The following is a 25681-nucleotide window of genomic DNA, read 5'->3' as shown; positions in this document are numbered from 1 at the left end:
CGTACTATTATAACTAGATTAATCTTTTTTAGCAATACTTGCTTTGCATCTGTCTTAGGCAGGACTTACGCAAACAATAGCCGAAACCGTTATTTTCAGCTAGGGGTAATTCATGAATTACCCCTACAGCGTGTAATTTTGCGTAAGTCCGATTAGGGAAGGATTTGAATCAATTGGTACTCTTTTACTGTACCAATAATGCGGTGAGGCCGAGATAATTTAGGGGATTGGTCAGTATAGATCAAAACATAGCTCAAAGCTGGTACTTGGGAAATAGAGACTACTGGTTGGGGGCGACTAGAAAGATAGAAATTAAGCAGTACTTTGGTTTTAGCGTCTAGTTGCACAAAGTAGATCGGATGAGATTGGATAATTGAGGCGATCGCACTTTGTTGTAAAAAAGTTCTCAAAACAGGATTATAGTCACTTAACAGACCTATGCTACCCATCGTCACCAAAGCCAGCCAACAGGGAATTAACCAACCTGCAATCCAGTAACGAGCTGTGAGAAACTTTTTACCAAAGTGGTAACGACTAATCCACACCACAGGCAAAATTAGCCAACCTAAGCCCATAGCCAAGCCAATAATTGCATACTTGCGAATATCAGAACCACCCCAACTAAAAACGCCAATACTCGCTATTACAAGTAAAACACCTAACCCACCAAAGCCATAACTGACATTTCGAGGAAGATTCTTCCTTGCGAAAAGGTTTAATATATTTTTTTTACCGTTTTCAAGAGGTAATTGTTGGGTAATCCCTGTCTGGTAAATATTGCCTAACCAGTTTAAACCCACAGATGCAAACCAAGCTATGAACGGATAAAGGCAAAGACTATAGTGAGGTAAACGAGTGGTAAAAAGACTAAGTTCACAAAATAGGGCAACTGGAAAACCAACTAATATTAACTGGTAGCGAGGAATGGGATTACGGAGAGTCAAAACTAAACCTAAAATCCCGAAAAAAGCCCAAGGAAATGCATTTAAAGGGATATTCCATATATAGAACAGCGGCCCATTATTATAACGATCCTCAGAACCTAGATGCACAACAAAGTTGAACAACTCCTCAAAACTCTGATTTCCGTAGTGCAGCCAGCTTAACCACAGCCAAATACAAGTAGGTATTAAACCTACGAAAAAGCCTAAATATAAAATTGGGTTAGTCAGATGACGATGACGGCGATGTTCCCCAATTAAATAAGGCAATAAAGCTATGATTGGCAAAAAAATCATAAAGCTTCTGACTAAGAAGCCTAAACCTAAACTTAAACCAGCTAGAAAACTCCAAAAATAGCGATACTTAGGATGTAATTCCGTTTTTATGAAAGACCAAATAGCTAAAAGTACCAAGAGAACCATCGGTACATCAGGTGTACTTAAGCGAGAGTATTGCAGCCAGAGAAATTCCACACTTAAAATTGCAGCAGCTAGCCAAGCTAATTTTTTACCTAGCATAACTTTGCCGATTTCATACACCAGCCATAAGCTAAAAATGCCAGCAATCATGCTAGGAAGACGCGCACTAATATCACTGATACCAAACAGCTTGTAGAAACTGGCAATTAACCAATAAGGGCCAGGGGTTTTATGATGTGCATGTTCCCAAGGAGATATCCAATTACCAGAATCAAACATCAGACGCGCACGCGATGCGTAAAGCCCTTCATCATGTGCCATCAGACTATTGTGCCCAGAATTAAATAATAATAAGGGCAGTATCCAAACTAACAAACTAAAAACAGTAAATCGCAAAGTCTTTCTTCAGGGCGATCGTGAGCCAAAATCTAAGTATAATCAACAAGTAGCACAAACTAATAATCATAATAATATAAACTTACTAAAATAAAAAATAATTTTCGTTCGGGGTAGGAAACAGAGTGTTGCTAGAATTATTAACTCTAGAAATGACTACTTAGTACTTGAAGATTGTACAATCATAAAAATTGAAGAAAGCTTTTGATTTTTCTAATTAACACGATTTATTCAGACATGGAGGCACACAATGCTAATTCCACAATTACAAAAACTGTTAACAACACCTATCACTCAAAAAAGTAGACAAAATAAATCTAGATTGACTGTCATTTTTTGGTACAGTCTAAGTCTAACTTTTGGTCTTGGTTATATTTTTATGGGGCTGCGACAAGCTTTCAGCAGTAAATATATAGTTAGCGACGATGCACGGGAATATATTTCTTGGATGTATCGTTACTTTAACCCAGATTTATTTCCTGGGGATTTAATCGCTGATTATTTTCAGTCGGTGACACCAATTGGATATGGTATTCTTTATAAAATAATTGCAGCTTTAGATATCGATCTAACTTTCTTTAGCAAAATTTTTCCAATAGTCGTGGGACTAATTACAACTAGCTATTGCTTTGTAGTCTCTATGGAGATATTACCAGTTCCAATGGTAGGATTTATCGCATCTTTACTTTTAAATCAAAGTCTTTGTATGCATGATGATCTATTTTCTGCTACTCCTAGAGATTTGATTTATCCCCTATTTTTAGCTTTTCTATATTATTCAATACGGTCTTCTAGGTTAGGTATATTAATTGTACTTGCACTCCAATGTTTAATATACCCCTTAATAGGTTTTGTTGATTTATTAATTTTAGCTCTGAGATTATTTCGCTGGCAGAATGGGCAAATAACTATTTCTCAGAACCGAAAAGATTTTATTTTATTTGCAGCAGCCATGATGATTGCTGGTATTGTAATTTTACCTTATGCCATTCAATCATCACAATTTGGCCCGGCAATTACTGCTGCTGTTGCGAGAACTATGCCGGAGTACTGGGATGGAGGAAGAGTCAGCTATTTTAGTCATAATATTTTTACTTATTGGTTTTTTGGTAGAGATAGTGGTTTTATTGCTTTAATTTCACCTCCTCAACTATTATTTGGTTTATTATTACCAATTATCCTAAAATTCCAGTCTCACTTTCTCCTAAGCAAGGAACTAAAGGATGAAGTCAAACTATTACTACAGGTAGTAATAGCTAGTTTAATAATGTTTTTTACTGCCCATGCCTTAGCTTTTAAGCTGCACTGGCCTAGCCGCTACACCCATCATACTTTTAAGATGGTACTTGCGATTGCAGCAGCAATCTCTATTACCTTGATTTTAGATGCTACACTTCGATGGTCGAGACAAAATGGGAGACAACTTTTAATCTTGGGGACTATTATGATCTTTGGTGCAGGATTGGTTTTGTACCCTAGTAGCTTCAGCTTAAAAGTTTTTCCCAAAACCCTTTATGTAGTAGGTCAAGTCCCAACCTTATATAATTTTTTGCAAAAGCAACCGCAAAATATTGTCATCGCCTCTACTTCTGAAGAAGCAGATAACATACCTATCTTTGCTCAAAGAACAATTTTGGTGGGTAAAGAATATGCTTTACCATTCCATACAAAATATTATGCTCAAATTCGCCAGCGAATGGTTGACCTTATTAATGCCCAATATACTGAAGATATTAACCAAATTAAAGACTTTATCGAAAAATACCACGTAACCTTCTGGCTATTAGAACGTTCTGCATTCATTCCAGAATATATAACTAAAAACACTTGGCTACAACAATATCAGCCAGCAGCACAAGAAGCAAACGCCAAGTTACAGAAGGCTCTACCTGTCTTAGCGACATTAATTAACTCTTGTGCAGTTTTGGAGACTGATAATTTAGTCCTTCTCAAAACAGAATGTATCAAAGCCGTAATCAAGACTTGAACATAATGCCCAATTATAATCAAAGCTATCTAATTTAAATACCAATGCTGCTAAACTACTTTGACTTAACAAAAAAAGGTTCTTCAGTAGTAATTATAGTTAGAGGATGTTTGAAAAGTGGTTGGCTGTGATTTTAGGCACTTCTAGATCCCCCCTAACCCCCCTTAAAAAAGGGGGGAACCTCTCTCAAAGTCCCCCTTCTTTAAGGGGGATTTAGGGGGATTTAGGGGGATCTCAAAGTATTTGCTACCAAGAAGAGGACTTGTTCATTCATCCTCTTAGTACTGAAGAACCAACTATGTTAGATAGTGATTGTTGAAAAATACGTGAAATTGCCGCAATTTTAGGAACAAGTACTCCAAAACAGAGATTTATGCAGTTAAGACCGAATCAACGCCTGAAATTAGACGACACAGATGATAAGCTGTTTTATGGCTCTCCCCGCTTCGTCACCCATGTAGATGAAGGATTTATTCAACAGCTAACGGATTTATATCGCGATCGCCTCAAACCCAACACCCGCATTTTTGATATGATGAGCAGTTGGGTGTCTCATCTACCAGAAGAGATGGAGTTTGAGTATGTGGAGGGACACGGACTCAACGCCCAGGAATTAGCACGTAATGCCCGCTTAAATCATTACTTTGTGCAAAATATTAACGAAAATCCGCAGCTACCTTTACCAGATGAAGATTTTGATGCTGTTCTCAATTGCGTATCTGTGCAATATCTGCAATATCCAGAAGCAGTATTTTCCGAAATGTACCGCATCCTGAAACCGGGTGGTGTTGCAATTATCAGCTTTTCTAACCGGATGTTTTTTGAAAAGGCGATTCAAGCTTGGCGAGAGGCTTCAGAAGCAGCTAGAGTGGAATTAGTCAAAGAGTACTTCGCCTCAGTTCCAGGATTTACAACCGCAGAGGTTATAGCTAATAAATCAACATTACCGAATTTCTTACAATGGTTGGGTGCAGCTGGAGGAGATCCGTTTTATGCTGTCATAGCTTACCGCAGTTAAGCCAATCGGTAGGTACTTAACCCAATTTTAGATTTTAAATTTTGGAAGATGGAATTGAAGATTCAAAAGCGTTCGACTGACTTGTACTGAGCTTTGTCGTTGGCGCAGCCTCTGTCTGCGACACGCTGCGCCAACGTAGAGAAGTAGCGCTCACGCCGAAGTCCAAAATCTAAAATTAAATGACGAGCCGAATAGCACTAAGAAAAGCCCAAAGGCTTGTGTCGCCTCGTTCCCAGTCTTAAGACTGGGAATGTATTCCGAGAGGCTCTGCCTCTGGTCAAGAAACAGGAGGCGGAGCCTCCCTAACTGGTTCCCAGCCTCTAGGCTGGGAACCAGTTAGGGCAAGGGCTGTATCTTAACTTAGTGCCATTCATGACAGAGCCAGTGACTTGATTGCTCTTTTCAATCTCAAATCTCAAATCTCAAATCTCAAATCTCAAATTGTGTGACGCCCATTGCACAGGATCTAATTGATAGTAACGTTGCAGTTGCTCATAAAGTGCCGGATGCTTGGACAGCAATTGGTGCGGTTTCTCAAAGAATGTCTCAGTCGCTACGGCGAAAAATTCTGCGGGATTCGTTGCGCCATAGCTATCCATTACCGTCTTTACGCCTTGTAGAACATCATTGCAAAGTTGCTGATATGCTTCTGTCATCACCTTCGCCCAAATAGGATAGTCTGAGTTGTGTTGTAATATAGGAACTCCTTCAGCTTTACCATCTTCTTGATCTAACTGATGGGCGAATTCATGAAGCACAACATTACGTCCATCCCTCCAGTTATCAGTGTCTTGTTTCACCTGTTCCCAAGACACTACTACTTGGTCAGTTGTCCACGATTCACCCAGTCTTGCCACACGCCTTTCTTCAACAACATAATTGCCGACGGAAGTCTTTTCCTGAACAAAATAAGCATTGGGATACACCAGAATTGAACGAAGTCTAGGAAAGTACTGCCCACGTTCATTGAGTAGGAGTAAACAGGCGGCAGATGCCAGGGTAAGTTTTATTTCCTCCGTCACCTGTAATCCTCTACAGCCAATAAATTGCTTTTCTGCTAAGAACACTTGAATATGTCCCTGAAGCCGTCTGATTTCATCGGGAGAAAGACAGGGATAAATGGGAAGATTATTCTCAATAATGGCATTCCAAAGCGGAGGGAAAGAACGATGTTTGAGACGGTTTCTTCGCCTTTTTACTAAAACGGGATTAACTAAAATCCTAGTGATCATCAGCCCAATGATCAGAAAGAAAACTATTGTTTTAATCATTGACTTTTGAGCAGTTTACATATTTAATTCAGTGGTAAGCAGAAAATTTAGATAAAATAATTGTTATTGTTGTGATTTACTGCCACCCATCACCGCTATTGGATCAGAATTATGCAAGATTGAACCTTGGTGGAAAGGCTTTTTTGAAGTCCTTGCTCAACTTTGACAATCAGTTTGTCAAAAGCCTCTTGGTTCGCTGTCAGTTGTTCTTGAAGAACTATCTTTAACTCAGGCTTTATTTGCTCACACATATCCTCAATTTTTTTGTCGCTCAAAAAACTAGAACGAATCCAACTAGGTACATCCACATTTGTCTTGATTACTTCTTGAACACTCTTACGATTTAGCTCCATTCCTGCCGCCATAAGCGAAGCCCCATAGACTAGTGCAATAGGCCAGGTTAAATGTCCTGTTAGTATTAGAGTGATGATGCTAGCTACAGCGCCTCCACCAATTACTACATTGACGATAAACGCTACTGTCTCAGCCAGGATAGCATCTCCAATTTGTAACTCTGGGTTAACAAAATTGGGGTCAATACTATCCTCGAATCTTAAGCTGCTTCTAGGTATCTGAAACTTTCGACAAATTGGATCGGTTTGTGCGGCTAAATCAGGTTGTATTTTATTGTTAAACCAAGAAGCGCATTGATGATTAATTATCTCTACAGCGCGTTCGCTTTTGAGCCACTGTTCTGCCCGACCGATCAAAGCTGTTTCCAAATCTGCTAAAGTCCGTATTTTGTTTTTTTGCCAATCTTTTAAACCTGGTTTAACTGCGTTGATAATCAAGCCATCTGTCAAAGGCTTAGTTAGTGATTCGATTAACTCTGGAATATGCCTTTCAATCAAACCTTTAAGCTTATTTGAAGTAAAGAGTTTGTTGACTTCTTCTTTAAAAGCAGTAGCACGCAAATCCCATCGTCCTACTCGTGCTAAACCCATCGCAATGCAGCGTTCCGGTTCCGGATCGGGGCGAAGCAGCGTTTCTGGTTCGGGAAACATTTCCTGACAAAAAACGTGCGTAAACTTCATGCGAGATGCTCCGCCAGTCATCAGCACAAGTTTCGGTACGATTCCAAGTTTTTCCAGCTTTTCTTTCGCCTCCTTTAAAGAGTCACGAAATGATTTAATCCAACTATTAAGCTCTAATTGCGGTAAAGGTTGGTTTAAGATTTCCTCCATCATCAATTTATTCACTTGGGGAATAAAATAAATCTGTTCGTTGATCGACTCGAAGCCACGCGCAAAGGATTCAGGATCGCTGTATAGTTGTTCATTAGAAAAGTAATCTTCTTTAGCTTTGCGGCAAGCAAGTTCACAACGAGCTTGGTGATGCGGATATTCTTCAAATACTTTTTCGAGTAATGCTTTTTGTTCGTGGTTGGCGAGAGTTCGGGCAAAAATAGCCTTGTCAATTAGGGATGCACCTAAAATATTACTCCCGAAATCTATCGGGATCTCTTCTAAGCTCTTAACCAGAGTAAAATCTGTGGTTGAAGAACCAATATCGACAATTAGCACCGATGCCAGAAGTTTGTCATACTCCAACTTCCCGGCTTCCTTGGCTTGCATGAAAGCAGCCCGCGATTCGGGTACAACATTTAGTCGGGGAATGCCAGCTTCTTGAAGCAGCTTTTGGTATTCGGAGCGATCGCTAACTGACCATCCTGAAGGGCAACCAATGTAAAAATAGCTACCTTCGCCACCTTCAAGTTGTCCGCTTTCTTTCAAAAGGCGGTAGTAGGTTGCCACAAAAGTGCTAATTGTTTCCCGATATTTGGGATCGTTGTTGGGTTTTTGCTTGAAAGAAATTGTCAGTTGGGTAACGCCAGCTTGAATTAATGCTTGTTCGCCGACAAGATAACCGAGTTTGGGATGCCAGCCAAGTGCTGTAATTTGGTTCTTCTTGTTATTAATCTCCAACATCTGGGGAGGTTCGATGCTTTCCACGATCGCTTTAGCTACAGCCGTTTCACCGTGTCCCAAATCAAAACCGATTGTTTCTAAAATTTCCATACCCTTATTGTCTATTATTCTCTAGAAGAAGAATACGCTGGCTCAATTACCCTACCGCGCCGAATTAAGCGATCGCCTTTTAACAAAGCCGGAGTTAGAGTTACGTGATCTTTGGTATCGGGGTCTATACTTGGCTCAAAGTCAAAATACTCGCGATCGCTATTTGATCGGTAAATTTGAGCGTTAATTCCCTGAGACATTAAAATCTGTGGCAGAAGTTTTGCCAATTCATAAGCCATTTGGGGTTTATCAAGTTTTGATGCGCCCATTAGCCTTTGCAAAAAATTCAATAGTTCTGGCAGTTCTTCTATTGCTAGATCGTTTTCATGTTTATTTGATTCTTCTACTCTAGCCACTGCGAGATCGATAGTGTTGAGAGCATCGCCAAGGTGATCTAAAAATACTTTGCTATCAATCCGGATAATCGGTTGAGGTAATTCCAATAGCCCTTCAGATATAGAATTATTTTGCTGATTGTTTAATTCGAGTTGAAGTACAATTTCTAGTCCTATAAGTAAAGAGGTTAATAAGATAGCCATCCACGCACCTGGGGTAGTTTTAGTTAAGGAAAACAACGAACCTAAGATGCCTATATAAACTAGTCCCTGTAGTAGTTTCAGGATTAATCTGCTGCTAAAAAACTTTGTACCTGGGTTAGTAATTTGCCTTTGCTCTGTTGGAGCAACTTGAAGATAGTTAGCCGCTGCAAGAGTGGCGATAGACTGCCGCAGCGTATCCAGGAAAAAGGAAGCTAGACGAACTTGAGCCAGATTAAGCTTTTCAATATAAATTCTTTCGAGATGATCGAGTCGGTTTTGAACCAGTTTAACTATCTGCTCAATATTGGTTGTGTTATCAATATCTATCTGAAGTTGGTTGCGTTCTTCGCTAAAAAGTGAAGTAATTGTTTTCATTGCGTTGACTAAGACTTTAACGTTATTAATTAGGAGTGAAATAAACACTTGCTTGTTCATTTCAATCTGTAATTACATCATGACGGAATAATTCATAATTACTAATTATGAATTAGGTTGATTGCAAATTACTACCCATCAAAAGGAGGAGCAGAATGTTTATCTGCGTCATTGCAGACTACGGTACAGGAGATCCGGCATTTACTGAAGTCACACAACGTCTGCTGATGACTTTTCCCCATGCCCAAATTCATTTGCTTTCGGTTCCAGCATTCAGTACATTGGCAACGGGATTCTGGATTGCCCAACTAGGACTCAACCCAGGCCCTAGCGATCGCCTAATTTATCATAACTGTGCGCCTCGTCAGGATGATCCTGAAGCCCGTCGAGACAATGAAGGTGAAGGACTAACTTATGCGCTTTTATCCAATGGCGTAAAAGTCGTGGGTGTGAATGCGGGCTACACCCTCTCCTTTATCAAAGACTATACAAAGGAGTTGCGAGTGGTCAACGTTTCTCGTGGTGGTTCGCAGTTTCGCTCACGAGATGTGTTTCCTCCGGCGGCGGCGGCCATTATGAATGAAGATTTTAGCCTTTTGGGAGATAGCCTTAAGAGTGAGCAAATCCCAGATGTTCCACCAGATCGAATTGCCTGGATTGATGGCTACGGCAATATCAAAACAACTATTGCCGCCCATACACTTAATTTGGAGCCTCAAAGCAAGATCGTGATCCGAATTGGAGATGTGGTCAGCGATGCAGTGTATTCTGATGGCAGTTTCAAGGTGTCTGAAGGAACTTTAGCCTTTGCTCCTGGTAGTTCCGGTTGGTCAAGAGGCGATTCAGGAGAACCATTGCGCTTCCTAGAGCTATTTCTGCGAGGAGGGAGTGCTTGGGAGCGCTTTGGTCGTCCCCGTGTGAATCAGCAAGTAACTCGAATTGCCTAAAATCGGGTAGTTGGCTTCTGTCTGGGGCTGAGTGTAGGCTGGCTTTATCGAGTTACCCTAACTAAAAGCGATTAGATTTGTGCTGTGCCGCCATCGACGAACAATTCGATGCCAGTAATATAACTGCTGTCGTCCGAAGCAAGGAAGGAGACTGCTTTGGCGATTTCGTCGGGTGTGCCTGGGCGACCCAAAGGCGTGGTGGTAGCGGTGTCCGCCTTCATTTGCTCAATTTGCTCATCGCTCATGCCGAGTTCAGTTTTGTAGCCAGGTGTGATCACCGTCCCAGGACTGACAACATTGACTCGGAGTTGGCGGTCTTTAAGATCGACTGACCACGTGCGTGCGAACGAGCGCAGGGCTGCCTTGGTAGCAGCATAAACGCTGAAAGCTGGTATGCCCTTGATCGATACCATCGACCCGTTGATAACGATCGACCCACCGGCAGGCATTAGCGGTAGCGCCTTCTGCACGGTGAAAAGTGTGCCTTTGACGTTGATGCCAAAATACTTGTCGAAGTGCGCCTCGGTGATCTGTTCCAACGGCACAAACTCGCCGCCACCCGCGTTAGCAAAGAGGATATTGAGGCGTCCTTTCTCCTCTTTGATTGTGGCGTAAAGGCGATCGAGATCGGCGAGATTCGACACGTCACCCTGAACAGCAGTAACATTTTCGCCGATCTCCTTGACCGCAGCATCAAGTCCGTCTTGACGACGACCTGTAATAAAGACGTGCGCCCCCTCTGCGACGAACCGCTTTGCTGTGGCTAGTCCGATACCGCTGTTGCCACCGGTAACAAGTGCGATTTTTCCTATGAGTTTCTGTGACATGGCAATGACTCCCTTGAATGAGTTGAGTATGAGTTTTGATGGTATCTATACTTAAGCACTGTAGCCGCCTTTGACATCAGGCATTGTCTCGGTGACGTAGGAAGCGGCAGGACTGGTGGCGAGTGTTTTTTTACCAATCGGTATAAAAGTAATATCACCTTTTAACTCATGTTGTCAAGTGAGTTTTATACTAGAAGGTATGAAAATAGAAAAATCTCATAGCGATCGCTCTGGACTGCTTCGTCACAACCGTTAACGTTGGCATAGCAGTCCAAGCTGCGGACGTGTGATGAATTGCGACGGGTTACCCTGATAGCTTTGCTGGACTGGTCAGGTCGGACGACACCTATTTGGGTCGAATGTGGAAATTGTCAGATATCCATTGATTCATCCACCAGACGTACAGAATTCATGCTGAATTCTGACTCCTGAATTCTCTCTTGTTAAAGTAGTAATTATTACTAATCATTACTAATCATTACTAATTATTTGTTGAGGCTTTATAGCTTCTTAATAATATCTCAGAAAATCTATCGATGTAATTAATATCTGCAACCAGCAAAATTGCGAATAGAGAATGATTTTTCTGTTTGAAATTTCCTTCATTAATTGGACTGAAAAATCAAGTTGAATTATCAATAAATGATTTAAAGATTATGCTCTTGTCCTTAAATCATCCAATCTCTTATCTCTTATCCAAGAGTTTCACTAACAATTAGATATCTAAACTTTAGTAGAGAATTCCGAGAAAATGAATATTCAGAATACAGGCATACTTTTCTTGGACTCCTCCGTTAAGAACTATGAAATATTGCTGAAAAGCGTTGTATCAGGAATTGAGGTAATAGTCCTTGACTCAAACCAAGATGGGGTAGAGCAAATTACTCAAATACTTTTACAGCGCCATAAAGTTGAAAGTGTCCACATTGTCTCTCATGGTTCTCCCGGTTGTCTTTACCTGGGTAATACCCAACTCAGTCTCAGCAGTTTAGAACGCTATACCCAAGAGCTACAAACTTGGTTCGCTTCATCTCTAATACTCTACGGCTGTAATGTCGCCGCTGGGGACGCAGGAGAGGAATTTTTGCAGAAGTTGCACCAATTGACTGGAGCAAATATTGCTGCTTCTACTACACCAACAGGTAATGCAACCTTGGGAGGAGATTGGAATTTACAGGTTGAAGTCGGCAAAGATTTTCCAATGCCATATCCTATAGCTTTGGCATTCCGACAAGAGACTCTTTCTACTTATACGGGAATACTTGCTCCTGGGAACCTCGATACTACCTTTGGCGTTGGTGGTAAAATTACCACCAACTTTGGCAATGGCGGTTCTGCCTATAGTGTTGCAATTCAGTCAGATGGCAAAATTTTGGCAGTCGGCTATACTTACATGGAGCACGGTAATTTAAGTGCCCCTGACTTTGCTCTAGCACGCTACAACCCAGACGGCAGTCTAGACAACAGCTTTGGCAACGGTGGTACAGTTACTACTCATGTAGGTAGTGCCAGTGATAATGGTTATAGTGTCACTCTCCAATCAAACGGTAAGATTGTTGTTGCTGGATATACTTGGGACAGTACCCAATCTAACCAACCAGATTTTGCCCTAGCACGCTATAACACTGACGGTAGTCTAGATAGCAGTTTTGGCAATGGTGGTAAAGTTATTAGCAACTTTGGTGAGGACTTCGGTCATAAAGTCTTAGTTCAGCCAGATGGCAAGATGATCCTAGCAGGATACATCGGCAATGGTAATCGAGATTATGTTCTAGTACGCTACAACAGTGATGGCAGTTTAGATAGCAGTTTTGGTAACGGTGGCAAAGTCAACGGCACAAATGGCTATGCTGCAACAATTCTCTCAGATGGCAAAATTGTTGTTGCTGGAACTGCGTCGAATGGCACTAATAATGATTTTGCCTTAGCACGCTATAACAGCAATGGCAGTCTAGATACTAGCTTTGGCAATAGTGGTAGGGTTTTAACTCCTATAGGTGCATCCTTTGACAGGGTTAATAGCATTGCAATTCAGTCGGACGGCAAAATTGTTGTTGCTGGATATGCGTGGAGTGTATGGAATGGCTCTAACCAAGAAGACTTTGCTATTGCCCGTTACAATACTGACGGCAGTATAGACACTAGCTTTGGTAATGGGGGTAAAGTCATTGCGCCTGTAAGCATAAGTAATAATGATCGTGCCAGTAGTTTGACAATTCAATCAAATGGCAAAATTGTTGTCGCTGGTTATGTTGAAAACGGAAATAATCGGGACACAGTTCTATTAGCCTATAATCCTAATGGAACGCTGGATAGCAGCTTTGGTACGGGCGGTCAGGTTATTACTCCGATTAAGAGTAACTACGAAGGGGGTAATGTCGTTGCAACTCAATCGGATGGAAATATTGTTGTTGTTGGGAATAACAATGGCTACTTTGCGGTGGCACGCTACCTTGGTGTTTCCAACGAAATACCTGCCACTCCCTCAAATACAGCACCTACTTTAACTGACACCATTGTTGCTCTCAACCCAGTAAATGACAACGCAGGCGCACCTTCCGGGACAATCGGTACTCTAGTCTCATCCTTGGTCAGTCTAAATGGCAACGTCACTGATACGGACAGTGGTAGTTTAACAGGTATCGCCATTAGTGCTGCTAACACTACCAACGGTACTTTGTGGTACAGCACTAACAATGGCACAACCTGGAATTCTCTGTCTGCGGTATCCGACACTAGCGCTCGTTTGCTGGCAGCAGATGCTAATACCCGTATTTACTTCCAGCCTAATGCTAATTTTAATGGTGATGTCGGTAATGCTATCACCTTTCGTGCTTGGGACAGAACTAGCGGCACGAACGGTGGTACTGGTGACACCACAATTAATGGTGGTACTACTGCCTTTAGTAGTGTAACGGACACTATCTCGATAACAGTAAAATCCACTGCTCCTATTTATCATCAACTGGTAACAAGCGACTTTAGCCAAGACTGGTCAAATACTAATTTAATCACCATAGATGATGATTGGAGTAATTTACCCAATATTAGGGGTTTTCGAGGTGATGGTTTAGTTAGTAGTATGGGTACTAACCCACAAACAGTACTAGCTGATGGTTCTGCCACTCCTGTTGATGTGAATGCTAATCAAAGTAATCCAAGTACCTACACAAATAGCGGGATTACAGAATTTGCATTGAGCAATCCAACTATTGCCCTCAGAGGCTCATCAACTGCGACAGCGCCGAATTTAGTTATTTATTTAGATGCTACTGGGCGGCAAAATCTCCAACTTAGCTTTACGCTACGTGACATAGATACCTCAACACGCGATGCTATTCAATCTGTTGCTGCACAATACCGCATTGGAAATACAGGGAATTTCATCAACCTGCCAGCTGCTTTTGTACCTGATGCTTCTAATAATGCCTCAACCTCAGCTTCTTATGACACACGAGAAGCACGGATAAGTATCTTATTACCACCCGAAGTTACCAATCAGGCGCAAGTCCAAGTTCGCTTTATTACTACTGATGCGAATGGGGAAGATGAGTGGATTGGGGTTGATGATATCAAGGTGACGAGTAAAGCTATTGGCACTAATCAGTTGCCAGTAGTGACAAACGATACTTATTTTGTCTCAGCAAATACTTCCTTCCAGACTGCTGCGGCAATTACCGCGCTGACTTTAGATAGCGATCGCGGTAACTACATTGGTCAGAGTGATTATTATAGCTATACTCCCGGCACAGGTAAGTTCAACGCTGTTCGTGCCTACCCCTCCAATTCCAGTAGCAACAACGCCATCCGCATCAGCTACTCTGAGTCTGGATCTGGTGGCACATGGTGGGATCTTTCATTTGCAGCTCCATTTAACGCTCCACTTACAGCAGGCACCACATACACAGGTGCAGCACGTTTCCCATTCCAAACCTCTAATCAGCCTGGTTTAGATGTTGGTGGTGATGGACGCGGCTATAACTCATTGACAGGGCAGTTTACAGTTAACCAAATCGTCTATGGTTCTGGCAGCGAAATTCTCAATTTTGATGCCACCTTCCAAGAATACGGCGATGGCGATCCTGCTAGCGAAAGCTTTAAAGGTCGTATTCAATACCGCGCCACTCCTAACAATTTAGTGGGTGGTGTATTAACCAATGACACAGATACCGAAAATACCGCACTGAAAGCAACTTTAGTGTCTGGGCCAAACAACGGTAGCCTTATTCTCAATTCTGATGGCTCTTTTACTTACACTCCTCAAGCTGGCTTTCAAGGCATTGATACCTTCAGCTATAAAGCTAATGATGCGATGTCTACGACGGGCTACGCCTACGCAGATTCTAATATTGCAACAGTGAGTTTATATGTTGGGAATCTAGCGCCTACAGTCACTTTGCCCAGCACAAACCCCACTTACTTTGAAAATGCACCTGGCATCTTCATCGATCCTAATGCAAGTGTTGCAGACTTTGATTCCCCAAACTTCGATTCAGGTAAATTGACTGTTCGCTTCAGTAATGGCCCAAGTGCTGATGACCGTTTTGCCATTCAAAACAGCCCGACAAATAAAATTGAATACTTTGGCACAAATGTTTTTTACAATACTAACTTGATTGGTAATTACACTGCTGGTATCGGCATCCAAGATTTAGTAATCAACCTCAACTATAATGCTACGCCTACTGCCGTCCAAGCCTTGATACGCAGTATTAGTTACGCCAATGTCTCTGAGAATCCCTCCACTACTCCCCGTCTTGTCAGCTTTGTATTGACTGATGGTGATGGGGGTACTAGTGCCACAGTTTCCAAGACGATTAACGTTATCGCTATCAACGATTCTCCTATAATCAGTTTGTCAGGAACTAATCCCACCTACACTGAAAATGCCACTGCTATCTTCATTGACCCTAGTGCAACCGTCCTAGACCTTGATTCCCAAGACTTAGATTCAGGTAAATTGACTGTTAACTTCAGTAATGGTGGAAGTGCTGACGATCGCCTGATCATCCAAAGCAATACAACAAATAAAATTGCAGTCAACGATACAAGCATTTTGTCTGATGGTAACTTGATCGGTACTTTCACTGGCGGTATTGGCGCTCAAGACTTGGTAATCAACTTTAACTCTAAAGCTACACCTGCTGCTGTTCAAGCTGTGCTACGCAGTATTAGTTACGCCAATGTTTCTGAGAATCCTTCCACTATTGCCCGTACCGTCAGCTTTGTGTTGACTGATGGTGATGGCGGTACTAGTGCCACAGTTTCCCAGACGATTAACCTGACTGCTGTCAACGATGCCCCGATCATTAACCCAAATCAAAGCTTTAGCGTTAATGAAAATAGCAGTAATAACACGGTGGTTAGTACTGTAGTTGCTACCGATATCGAGGGAACTAGCTCATTTTCCAACTGGACAATTATTGATGGCAACCTTGACCTCGATGGAGATGGGAAAACCGCTTTTAGCATCAACCCCACTTCAGGACAAATTACTGTTAGCGATCGCGACGATCTTGATTTTGAGAGCAACCCTAACTTTAAATTACAAGTTACTGTCAGTGATGGCACTGATATAAGTGCCAAACAAGCGATCGCTGTCAATCTTAATGATGTCAGCGAAAAGACCATCTATGGTACGTCTTCAAGCAATAGGCTAAATGGCGGTGCAACTGATGATACTATCTACGGCTATGCAGGAAATGACTACCTTTACGGTCAGGATGGTAACGATCGCCTGATTGGTGGTACTGGCAATGACTACCTTTATGGCGGTAAAGGCGATGATATTCTCGACGGTGGTGATGGAATTGATTACGTAAATGAATCAGCTGATGTCAACTTTACTTTAACTAACACTCAACTAAGCGGTTTAGGTAATGATAGCCTGATCAATATTGAACGGGTAACGCTGACAGGTGGTATTAGTAACAATACTTTAGATGCTTCATCATTCACGATTGGTAGTGTCTATCTTTATGGCGGTAATGGTAATGATAGTCTCGTAGGCGGCAGTAATAATGATTACCTGTACGGTCAAAATGACAGCGATCGCCTGATTGGTAATGCTGGCAATGACTACCTTTATGGTGGTGCAGGTGATGACATCCTAATTGGCGGTGCTGGCAATGATTTACTCTATGGACAAACAGGTGCGGATATTTTTGTTCTCGCCTCCGGCAACGGCAATGATAGCATCCTTGATTTTAAGGATGGCATCGACAAACTTGGTTTATTCGGTGGTTTAAGTTATGGGGCTTTAACTATCTCTGCAACTAGTAATAAGACTTCTATTCGGATTACTTCCACAAATGAGACGTTAGCTATTTTGAGCGGCATCAATCCCAGCTTGATTACAGAGAGTGACTTTATACCAGTTCTCTAAAATCTGCGTCCTCGTGTTCCGACATGATTATTTTGGGATGGAGTTTTGGCGATCGCCTCCAGAAATTCTAGAGGTAAACTACTAAATCAAACCCATTCCCCCACGCCTTACAGATAAGCACTATCTATGTTTATCTGTAGGTATGGGTGTTAATGGTACTAACAATGACAATTGGGGTTTGGATATTAGGCGACCAACTTTGGGTAAAACAAGCAGCTTTACAAAGTTGTTTTCATCAAGAGAATGTACTAGGACTTACGCACTTTACATATTGACCATAATATAGACTTTTAGCTTGTTAAGCTAAAAGTCTTACCCTGCCTCATTCCCAGGCAGAGCCGGGGAATGCGATCATAGGGCTGCTGCCTCCCGTCAAACCAGGAGGCAGCAGCCCTCCCACAAGAGCATTACAAGGCTCTGCCTTGTAACGAGAGGTCATCCACAGTTGTTTGTCTCTGTCAATGCGTAAATCCTGTCATTGACAAAATACGTTTTATCTTAAAATATTACGGATGCGCTTGTAGAGACGTTGCAATGCAACGTCTCTACAAGCGCGAAAAATCTCACCAATAACCTTAACTAAACGGTAAGGAATAAGAGTTTCTGAGAGTTCTTGCCTAAGTGATGGTTTCGTTTGTGTCGCCTCGTTCCCAGTCTTAAGACTGGGAATGTATTCCGAGAGGCTCTGCCTCTCGTCAAGAAAGAGGAGGCGGAGCCTCCCAGGATGGGTTCCCAGCCTCTAGGCTGGGAACCAGTTAGGGCAAGGGCTATATCTTAACTTAGTGCCATTCGTTTCTGAGAGTTCTTGCCTAAGTGATGGTTTCGTTAAGGGTATTTAGCGTGATTTCATTCAACGACTGTTACCGAAGCCCCTTCATTTGATGGAGGTATACCCGGTAATTCAAGACAGTATCCAGCACCATACACTGTTTTTATATAGCGAGGATGGCGGGGATCTGGTTCTAGCTTAGTTCTTAAGTGGCGAATATGGACTCGAATCGTTTCTATGTCATCATCAGGATCGTAGCCCCAAACTTCTCTGAGGATTTCGCTGGGAGAAACTGTTTGACCGTGGCGTTGCAATAAGCAGTGAAGTAGCTCAAATTCCAAGTGAGTCAATTTCACCGTGTCATTGAACCATATTGCCTCAAATCTTTCGGGAACGAGGGTGAGTGAGCCATAGTTGAGAATCTCACTATGCTTTGCGGCTTGGGGAATGCGGTCAGTACGCCGCAAAAGTGCCCGTACCCGCGCCAGCAGTTCTTCAACTTCAAAAGGCTTGGTGAGGTAGTCATCTGCGCCAGCATTGAAGCCTTCCACCTTGTCCTGAGTTTGGCTCAAAGCCGTCAACATTAACACGGGAATCTCAGAGGTGCGATCGTCGCGGCGCAGGCGTTGGCAAACAGTAAACCCATCTACCCTGGGCAACATTAAATCTAGCATGATCAAGTCTGGTTGTAGCTGGAGAGCCAGCGCTTGACCTTTGATGCCGTCTTCAGCTTGACTAACATCGTAGCCAGCCATTTCCAAGTTGACGGCAACTAGTTCTGAAATCGCTGGGTCATCGTCTATGACAAGAATCCTCGGCATTCTTAAAAAATTTTTACTACTTATTAAGGATAAATAACAACCTTTGTATAGATACAAAGATTTTTGAATCAATGATGAAAAAGTTTTTAAATCTTACATAAATATTAAGATTAAATGACTGTGAAATCAAGACTCAATTACATGAAATCTTATAGTCTATGATGTGTTATACTCCCCCCTACAATCCGTCTTGGTTTTTACAAAACGGTGTAATGATGACTGTATACTCCGCTTTGTGGGGAAAACGTTATTGGGAAAGTACTACTCCATTACAAGAACCGTCATATCACGAAGAAATATTTATTGGTGGCCAAAGTGTGCCAATTTTTGGCTTGGTTGCAATCCCGGAAAACGCTCATAGCACGATTATCGGTACTTACGGCATTACTGGAGAATTGAAAACAGAATGGTTTTTGAGAGTGCTAGGGCGTAAAGCCTACGCTCAAGGATACGCTGTGGTGTTATTTGATTGGCGTGCCCACGGCAAAACTGCTCAATTGTCGCCGACTCTAACTTCTGATGGTTTGTATGAGGGGGAAGATTTTGTTCGCATTGCCGCCGCTGCTAAGGCAATGGGATGTCCGGGGAAATTTTGGTTTACAGGGTTTTCTTTAGGAGGGCAATTGGCGCTATGGGCGTTGAAAGTTGCTGGTGAAGTGATTAGGGAGTATGAAGATTTAGGACTAGAAGATAGCGATATTGGCGGTGGTATGGTAATTTGTCCGAGTTTGGATTCAAAGCGATCGCTATCTTATCTAGTTACAAAGCCCTTTGGCAGATATTTGGAAGCGGGGATTGCACAGAATTTAAAAAAACTGGCATGGCGGATACATGATGCTCATCCTGGAAGCCTTGATCCAGAAGCGATTGAACGGGCGAACAGTATTTGGGGTTTTGACAATGAACTGGTAATTAAACGACTAGGTTTTTCTTCTGTGGAAGCATATTACCAAGCTAGTAGTGCTTTACAAATATTGCCGCAAATCTCGAAACCGACTTTGATTTTATATGCTGCTGACGATCCACTTTTTGACCCAGCTATCATACCGGAATTACAAGAAGCGTGCGATCGCAATTCCGTAATAGATTTGTTTCTTACTCAGTACGGCGGTCATGTTGGCTATTTGAGCAGTAAAGAGTGTCAACGTCAAGTAAACGATTCTGATCCTTGGTGGGCATGGAATCGGGTTTTACAATGGTTGGAGCAACAGCGTAATTCGTAATTAAGATTCGTCAGATTAAATCTGGGTTTACAGGGAAAGCATCTGTAATATTCTTTTAGATAATTGGTATAAGGTTGTTGTACTCTAGTAGGTTTTCTACGACAATCGTCAGCACCAACAAAAACCTAATCCAAGTTAATTACGAATGACGAATTACGAATTATCATGACCGCTCATCATCTCTGGCTACCTGCACCGACAGATTTAACTTTGCTACCGGATGAGATTCATGTCTGGCGCATAGACCTTGACCAACCAGAACTACATCTGCAAAATTTAGCAGCGACTCTTTCCAGTGATGAAATGGCTCGTGCTGAACGGTTCTATTTTCAGGAACATCGGCAGCGTTTCATTGCTGGTCGTGGTATTTTACGAACTATATTAGGTCGCTATTTGGGTATCCAGCCCGGACAAGTGCAGTTTAATTATCAACACCGTGGCAAACCAGTATTAGCGGATAAATTTGCCGATAGTGGACTGGCGTTTAACTTGTCTCATTCCCAAGGGTTCGGTTTATGTGCGGTGAATTGTACTCACCAAATTGGTGTAGACCTAGAATATATTCGCCCGATGTCTGATATTGAAGCTCTTGCCAAACGGTTCTTTTTACCGAGAGAATATGAAATGTTGCGATCGCTATCTCCCAACCAACAGCAAGAGGTATTTTTCCGTTACTGGACTTGTAAGGAAGCTTATCTAAAAGCAACTGGAGATGGACTATCCCAGTTAGAGCAAATTGAGGTGTTGCTGACTCCTACAGAACCAGCCAAGTTACAGATAACTGAAGACTGGAGTCTTTTTGAACTAGTACCTACTAACAATTATGTTGCTGCTGTTGCTGTAGAGAATTTTGGCTGGGATTTGAAGTGTTGGCAATATTAATACTAGTCATTAGTCATTAGTCATTAGTTATTCTTCCCCAATGCCCAATGCCCAATGCCCAATGCCCAATGCCCAATGCCCCCTACTTATCTTCCTGCATATTTCTCACAAATTTTGTCACCAGGTTTCTGGGTACAAATCTGACGATTTTCGCCAGTAGTTGATTGATAAAACCAGGAATAACAATGGTTTGGCCTTTCATTAAGGCGCGAAAACCAATTTCGGCTACTGTTTTTGCATCCATCATTTTCTTACCCTTGAGCAACTTAGAGTCAGCCATTCCGGTTCTTTCATGAAAAGCAGATGCGGTTGAGCCTGGGCAAAGAACTGTCACAGTGACACCTGTACCTTCTAATTCATTAGCGATCGCTTCTGAAAAAGATAAGATATAGGCTTTAGTAGCAAAATAAACTGCCATCAAAGGCCCTGGTTGAAAGGCAGCAGCCGAGGCGACGTTCAATATTTTTCCTTTACCTTGCTTTACCATACCCTTCACAAATAGCTTGGTTAAATGGGTCAGACACACCAAATTTACCTGTAGCATTTCCAATTCAGTAGCTAAGTCTGTTTCGTGAAATAATCCATAGATACCAAATCCGGCATTATTTACCAGCACATCAACATTAATATCGGCTTTTTGCAACTCTGTAAAAATTTCTTCAGGAGCTGTTGATATAGATAAATCCTTAACAATAGGTTTGACAAAAATTCCAAATTTTTCTTGGAATTTAACCGCAATTTCTACTAGCTTTGGCCCGTTTCTGTCTACTAAGACAAGATTGTAATCATGAGCAGCAAAAATACATGCTAATTCGTAGCCAATTCCACCGGCTGCCCCAGTAATAAGAGCAGTTTGTTTGCTCTGTCCTTGATGTGTTGTGTTCATGTAAGAATGTTGGTGAATTCAATTTGATGAAGCTGCGTTGCATTTACAGTCTTTCTCGTTCTACAATTAAGTACGCGTAATATCTCAAATGACGAGAAATGTCTTGAGTTATTACCCTTTCAAATGCTTGTGTGATGCCTTGGATAGATGTAGCAATCCAAACGCAAATTTAGGATTTATGCATCGAAGAACTTGGGCATTAAAGAAGTTCGGTTATTTCAAACTACTAGCACTGGCTTTTGATTACTCACAACAGCCAGCAGGTAAAATCAAACTTTTATGCCCGACACTAACCATTCTATCCTCAATTGCTTCTGTCAAGGGGTGAATACTAAAAATTTACATGGTTGAGCATAAAAAAACAGGGCAATTATATTGCCGCTGTTGATATATGAGTTGTTGCTGGCATCTGAAATATTGGCTATTCAGTAGTACTGAGTTTTAAAAAACGTGGACTAAATACAATTATTTCGTAGGGTGTGTTACGGAAGCCGTAACACACCGAAAGTATCCGAGATAGTGCGTTACATTCTTAAGACATCTTACGCAATTCTTGAGTTTCTAAGCGATATTTAAGAAGCCGCTTTGAATCAAGTAGGCAGTATAAGTCATAAACAATTGAGAGTCAATTGGAGGACAAACAATAGAACTTCCTGCTAGTGCATGGAGAGTATCTTGGCAGCTAATATGGGGTCTTCTAGCTTGTAGGTACAAATCAGGAATAGTCAATTGTTCATCAGACCAACGTTCTAGCAAAAAGGGTCGCAGAGTGTACAAAGGATTGTCCACAGAAGACACATTATTGATTAACTCTGATTGCCATTTTTCATAAGGAATCATCTCAACTGAATAACCAAAAGAGCGTATCCACTCAACTAGCATTTTTAAAGCAGCAGGTTGGGGATGTTGTAAATTGAAAGCCTTACCTATGGATTCTTTCTGCCGTGATAGATAAACAATGGCTTTGCTTACATAGTCAACAGGAGACATATCCAACATATAATCTACATCAGGGAAACTTCCCATTTGTAGACAGCCCTTGGTCATCAAATTGATAAAGTCATGTGTGTTACAAATGCCTGTTTTGCTATCACCTGAAATCAGTGGTGGTCTATGGATAGTTATAGGAAGTCCTCGGTCACGAGCAATTTTGACTAACTTTTCGGCTACCCATTTAGTTTGTGAGTAACCAAGATAAATACCTTCCCAATGATTGAAGTCATCCTGTTCTTTAACAACCTTGCCAGCATAAGCGGTGGATTCAAAAACAGCAACACTAGAAACATAATGTACAGGCTTGACTTTAATTTGACAAGCCAATCTCAAAACTTCTTGAGTTCCTAAAACATTGGCTGCCTTCAATGCTGAGTAAGGAAAAACATAATTCAACAAAGCACCACTATGATAGATAGTATCAATATTGGTAGCTAACATTTGAAACTGTTCAGAGCCAACACCTAACAATGGCTGAGATAAATCGCCGACAATAGGAATAATTCTGGAGTTAAATTCTTCTTGCCAAATTGCATACTGTTGCAGATTTTTTTGGAGTTTGGTTTTGCCTTCTTCGGCATTGGCAGCACGCACTAAGCAATATATATCCGCATTAGTTTCCTGTAGCAATTCCCGGATGACAAAAGCTCCTAAAAAGCCTGTTCCTCCAGTTAAAAAGATGTTTTTTGGTTCAGCTACAGGCACATTAGATGCAGCACCGGGATGGATGGTGGGGTCAAGAACAGCTTCAGCACCTAAATCTAGAATTGAGGGTGCAACGTTGGCATTAGAGGATTTCACGCCTGTATCTTGAACCGGTGAACCTTCTTGCACTTCTTCAGCTAAACGCTGTGAAAGAGCTTCAATATTTGGGTAATGCCACAGAAGCAATGGAGATGGTTGAAATCCTAGCAACTTTTCTAAGTTACTTACTAGAATCATTGCTTGGGCTGAATCCAAACCATAGTTTTCTAAATGTTCTTTGACATCTATTTCATCAGTTGGTACTCCTAGCAACTTAGCTAAGTTAGATACCAAAAATACTTGAATATCGTCTGCTGTGAAAGACTGTTTTATAGTCATTTTTAAATCTCCAACAATGATGTAGAACGAACAGGGTGATACTGACTGTAATAATCGTCAGCTTGCAGTCCTTGAATTTTCAAATTTTGGACACGATACAAAAAGGCTGCGCCAGTCATAATTTGATTAGCAACATCAACTACCTGACGATTATTTGGTTCAGACAGATAGGAACCGCGTACCCAGTCATTGAAACCGCCCATTGCCGGGCCACACCAAATTTGATAATCGACTTCTCTGCCTTTTTCACCAGAACTAGACCAACGAGAAGATAATCCTAGATACCAGCGGAAAATCAACGCCATTTTCAGTTTAGGATTATTGACTGCTTTCCCAAGTTTTTCAGGATTCTTTTGGGACAAATAAGCCGCAGTTCCTTCCCATACTTCAGCAATAGTTTTACGAAAAACTTGTTTTTCTAATTTCTCTCTTTCTGCCAAAGGAATCTCTTCAATCGAATTATAAGCGCGATAGAGTTCAAATAATTTCTGCGCTCGCATGGGGAACATTGTACCCCGTTTGAGAACTTGTAATTTGACTCCCATTTCAAACATATCTGCTGCTGGGGCCATAATCATATCAGCCATTTCTGCTTGGGCTAATAACTTTTTGGTATGTTCGCAAGCCCCAGATTCAACGCATGACTGATTTATTGAACCGGTCATTATATAAGCAGCACCCATCATAAAGGCTGCTAATGCTGATTGTGGTGTTCCAATTCCCCCTGCTACTCCAATTCTAATGGGTGTTTGGTAATGATATTGTGCTTGAATATCATCCCGCAAGGCAATAATAGAAGGTAATAAACAAACCAGGGGACGGTTATCTGTATGACCTCCAGAATCAGCCTCGACGGTAATATCATCAGCCATCGGAACTTTAGCTGCAAGAGTTGCTTGTAACTCAGTAATTAATCCTTGTTCCAGAAGTTCTTTGAGAATTCTCGCTGGTGCTGGTTGCAGAAATTTAGTAGCAACTTCTCGGCGAGAAATTTTGGCAATGACTTTATTTTTGATTTCAATTTGATTGGCGTTATTCAAACCCAATCCAGCAACACGGTAATAAACAATGTTGGGGGTCAAGTCGAGAAATGCAGATGCTTCTACTGTTCTCACTTGATATTTGAGGTATAAATCCACAGCCCGGCGTTCAATCGCAGGTTCATTGGGACTGTGAATTAAATTAAATGCATAAGGCCCTTGAGGTAAAGCTTGTTGAATGCGATTTATGGCTGCTTCTAAACGTTCTGGAGTCAAACCACCTGCACCAAAGGAACTCAAAATTTGCTCTTTTCCGAGTGCAATGACCATTTCTTCGGAAGCAATTCCGCCAGCCATTGCGCCAGTAACGTAGGCATATTTCACTCCATGAGAGGAGAGAAAATTGGCATCTCCAAACTGTTGAATGCGGATTGGGGCTGCAAATGTTAGCAGTTCTACTTGTGCTGTTGTGCCATTATCACCAGGGGATAAATAACCCTCATTAGTGACACCGATTTTTCCGGCAACTTTCACGATGTAGCAGGGTTTATCTAATACCATCAATTTATCTTTGATGGTTTGTTTTTCAAAAGATACAGTTTCTAAAGAACCTTTCCACACCTGGTTTTTGTTATAAGACCAGGCAGAGAAATTAAGGCCATTATCGTGTTTACTTAGTACCGTATCTACGGTTGTCACGGCAGTTATCCCTCGGATTATAAGCAATGGGTGATAAAGTTGAAGGGTGAAAGATGTAAACTCTTGGAAAGAGTTTCAATACGGTTTGGTTAGCTTGTTTATCACTCGAAGATCCCCCCAACCCCCCTTTTTAAGGGGGGCTTATAACCATCTTTTACCCTCTTTTTAAGGGGGTCGCCATAGGCGGGGGGATCTTATCCGAACCATATTGAGAGGAGTCT

At 41.7% G+C, this 25681-nt stretch carries 15 protein-coding genes; 6 read left to right on the top strand and 9 right to left on the bottom strand.

Annotated features, from left to right (window positions below):
• Window positions 1-152: 152 nt before the first annotated feature.
• A complete protein-coding gene (locus V7K62_RS05230) occupies window positions 153-1757 on the bottom strand; it encodes an ArnT family glycosyltransferase (RefSeq protein ID WP_334862383.1) in 1605 nt (534 codons plus the stop codon).
• Window positions 1758-2007: 250 nt separating this feature from the next.
• Between V7K62_RS05230 and V7K62_RS05225 the strand changes: the two genes are divergently transcribed.
• Window positions 2008-3744 carry a hypothetical protein gene (locus V7K62_RS05225; protein ID WP_334862380.1) on the top strand — a complete coding sequence of 579 codons (1737 nt, stop codon included), beginning with the start codon at window positions 2008-2010 and terminating at the stop codon, window positions 3742-3744.
• A 373-nt stretch (window positions 3745-4117) separates the two neighbouring features.
• The gene (locus tag V7K62_RS05220) at window positions 4118-4762 is read left to right on the top strand and encodes a class I SAM-dependent methyltransferase (RefSeq protein WP_334862378.1); all 645 of its coding nucleotides are present in this window, start codon (window positions 4118-4120) and stop codon (window positions 4760-4762) included.
• 422 nt (window positions 4763-5184) lie between these two features.
• On the opposite strand, the gene V7K62_RS05215 is transcribed toward V7K62_RS05220, so the two are convergent.
• From V7K62_RS05215 to V7K62_RS05205, 3 genes are all read right to left on the bottom strand, one after another.
• Window positions 5185-6033, bottom strand: a complete 849-nt coding sequence (locus tag V7K62_RS05215) for a zinc-dependent peptidase (protein ID WP_334862376.1) — start codon at window positions 6031-6033, stop codon at window positions 5185-5187.
• Between the two features lie 95 nt (window positions 6034-6128).
• A complete protein-coding gene (locus tag V7K62_RS05210) occupies window positions 6129-8051 on the bottom strand; it encodes an Hsp70 family protein (protein ID WP_334862374.1) in 1923 nt (640 codons plus the stop codon).
• 14 nt (window positions 8052-8065) lie between these two features.
• Window positions 8066-8965 carry a hypothetical protein gene (locus V7K62_RS05205; RefSeq protein WP_334862413.1) on the bottom strand — a complete coding sequence of 300 codons (900 nt, stop codon included), beginning with the start codon at window positions 8963-8965 and terminating at the stop codon, window positions 8066-8068.
• 155 nt (window positions 8966-9120) lie between these two features.
• On the opposite strand from V7K62_RS05205, the gene V7K62_RS05200 reads away from it, so the two are divergent.
• The gene (locus V7K62_RS05200; protein ID WP_334862372.1) at window positions 9121-9912 is read left to right on the top strand and encodes an SAM hydrolase/SAM-dependent halogenase family protein; all 792 of its coding nucleotides are present in this window, start codon (window positions 9121-9123) and stop codon (window positions 9910-9912) included.
• Window positions 9913-9983: 71 nt separating this feature from the next.
• On the opposite strand, the gene V7K62_RS05195 is transcribed toward V7K62_RS05200, so the two are convergent.
• On the bottom strand, window positions 9984-10739 hold the full coding sequence (locus V7K62_RS05195; protein WP_334862370.1) for an SDR family oxidoreductase: 756 nt from the start codon (window positions 10737-10739) through the stop codon (window positions 9984-9986).
• A gap of 751 nt (window positions 10740-11490) precedes the next feature.
• Here V7K62_RS05195 and V7K62_RS05190 point away from each other — a divergent pair.
• Window positions 11491-17124, top strand: a complete 5634-nt coding sequence (locus V7K62_RS05190) for a DUF4347 domain-containing protein (protein ID WP_334862368.1) — start codon at window positions 11491-11493, stop codon at window positions 17122-17124.
• A gap of 846 nt (window positions 17125-17970) precedes the next feature.
• Here V7K62_RS05190 and V7K62_RS05185 read toward each other — a convergent pair.
• On the bottom strand, window positions 17971-18714 hold the full coding sequence (locus tag V7K62_RS05185) for a response regulator transcription factor (RefSeq protein ID WP_094331110.1): 744 nt from the start codon (window positions 18712-18714) through the stop codon (window positions 17971-17973).
• Window positions 18715-18872: 158 nt separating this feature from the next.
• On the opposite strand from V7K62_RS05185, the gene V7K62_RS05180 reads away from it, so the two are divergent.
• Both V7K62_RS05180 and hetI read left to right on the top strand, forming a co-directional pair.
• The gene (locus V7K62_RS05180) at window positions 18873-19937 is read left to right on the top strand and encodes a YheT family hydrolase (RefSeq protein WP_334862366.1); all 1065 of its coding nucleotides are present in this window, start codon (window positions 18873-18875) and stop codon (window positions 19935-19937) included.
• Between the two features lie 165 nt (window positions 19938-20102).
• The gene (gene hetI / locus V7K62_RS05175; RefSeq protein WP_334862364.1) at window positions 20103-20819 is read left to right on the top strand and encodes a 4'-phosphopantetheinyl transferase HetI; all 717 of its coding nucleotides are present in this window, start codon (window positions 20103-20105) and stop codon (window positions 20817-20819) included.
• A gap of 82 nt (window positions 20820-20901) precedes the next feature.
• On the opposite strand, the gene V7K62_RS05170 is transcribed toward hetI, so the two are convergent.
• The 3 genes from V7K62_RS05170 to V7K62_RS05160 all read right to left on the bottom strand — a co-directional run bounded on the left by V7K62_RS05170 (window position 20902) and on the right by V7K62_RS05160 (window position 25460).
• Window positions 20902-21705: an SDR family NAD(P)-dependent oxidoreductase gene (locus tag V7K62_RS05170; RefSeq protein ID WP_334862362.1), complete on the bottom strand. Its 804-nt coding sequence runs from the start codon at window positions 21703-21705 to the stop codon at window positions 20902-20904.
• Between the two features lie 561 nt (window positions 21706-22266).
• Window positions 22267-23781 carry a thioester reductase domain-containing protein gene (locus V7K62_RS05165; RefSeq protein WP_334862360.1) on the bottom strand — a complete coding sequence of 505 codons (1515 nt, stop codon included), beginning with the start codon at window positions 23779-23781 and terminating at the stop codon, window positions 22267-22269.
• Between the two features lie 2 nt (window positions 23782-23783).
• Entirely contained in the window at window positions 23784-25460 is a 1677-nt protein-coding gene (locus tag V7K62_RS05160; RefSeq protein WP_334862358.1) for a PfaD family polyunsaturated fatty acid/polyketide biosynthesis protein, read from the bottom strand.
• Window positions 25461-25681: the final 221 nt, after the last annotated feature.

Source organism: Nostoc sp. (assembly GCF_036917935.1).
In the GTDB taxonomy this organism is placed as follows: Bacteria; Cyanobacteriota; Cyanobacteriia; order Cyanobacteriales; family Nostocaceae; genus Nostoc.
This window is presented reverse-complemented; position numbering and strand designations above follow the sequence as displayed.

Coding starts and splice junctions, on each gene's coding strand:
- V7K62_RS05225 (WP_334862380.1), top strand. CDS start 2,008: ATGCTAATTCCACAATTACAAAAACTGTTAACAACACCTATCACTCAA.
- V7K62_RS05220 (WP_334862378.1), top strand. CDS start 4,118: ATGCAGTTAAGACCGAATCAACGCCTGAAATTAGACGACACAGATGAT.
- V7K62_RS05215 (WP_334862376.1), bottom strand. CDS start 6,033: ATGATTAAAACAATAGTTTTCTTTCTGATCATTGGGCTGATGATCACT.
- V7K62_RS05210 (WP_334862374.1), bottom strand. CDS start 8,051: ATGGAAATTTTAGAAACAATCGGTTTTGATTTGGGACACGGTGAAACG.
- V7K62_RS05205 (WP_334862413.1), bottom strand. CDS start 8,965: ATGAAAACAATTACTTCACTTTTTAGCGAAGAACGCAACCAACTTCAG.
- V7K62_RS05200 (WP_334862372.1), top strand. CDS start 9,121: ATGTTTATCTGCGTCATTGCAGACTACGGTACAGGAGATCCGGCATTT.
- V7K62_RS05195 (WP_334862370.1), bottom strand. CDS start 10,739: ATGTCACAGAAACTCATAGGAAAAATCGCACTTGTTACCGGTGGCAAC.
- V7K62_RS05190 (WP_334862368.1), top strand. CDS start 11,491: ATGAATATTCAGAATACAGGCATACTTTTCTTGGACTCCTCCGTTAAG.
- V7K62_RS05185 (WP_094331110.1), bottom strand. CDS start 18,714: ATGCCGAGGATTCTTGTCATAGACGATGACCCAGCGATTTCAGAACTA.
- V7K62_RS05180 (WP_334862366.1), top strand. CDS start 18,873: ATGATGTGTTATACTCCCCCCTACAATCCGTCTTGGTTTTTACAAAAC.
- hetI (WP_334862364.1), top strand. CDS start 20,103: ATGACCGCTCATCATCTCTGGCTACCTGCACCGACAGATTTAACTTTG.
- V7K62_RS05170 (WP_334862362.1), bottom strand. CDS start 21,705: ATGAACACAACACATCAAGGACAGAGCAAACAAACTGCTCTTATTACT.
- V7K62_RS05165 (WP_334862360.1), bottom strand. CDS start 23,781: ATGACTATAAAACAGTCTTTCACAGCAGACGATATTCAAGTATTTTTG.